Annotated in this window: 1 protein-coding gene; it reads left to right on the top strand. The window is 64.2% G+C overall.

All coding sequences use genetic code 11. The features are described 5' to 3' along the window. Positions 1-397: helix-turn-helix domain-containing protein (locus ACYZGB_RS22875; protein ID WP_462391281.1), on the top strand; the 397-nt coding region annotated here is incomplete at both ends.

The following is a 397-nucleotide window of genomic DNA, read 5'->3' on the forward strand; positions in this document are numbered from 1 at the left end:
AGAGATCTCATGACCACCAAACGAGAGTTTGTGCAACTGGCACTGCAGGAAGGCGCCAACCGGCGTGAGCTGTGTCGTCGCTTCGGCATTTCTCCCAAGGCGGGCTACGCGCTGCTCAAGCGTTTTGCGAGCGAAGGCGAGAAAGCTTTCACCGAGCGCTCACGCCGTCCACTGCACAGCCCCCGCCAGACCGCTGAGGCTTTGCAATCGGCCGCGCTGGATCTGCGCAAGCAACACCCAGCCTGGGGCGCGCGCAAGATCTGCCGGCGCCTGCAGGATCTGGGCCATGAGCAGGTGCCGGCCCCCAGCACGGTCACGGACCTGTTGCACCGCCATGGGCTGATCGCGCCAGCGGACAACGAGACCCAAGGCGAATGGCAACGTTTCGAGCACGAAC

The sequence above is a fragment of the Acidovorax sp. Q11 genome, from assembly GCF_054950075.1.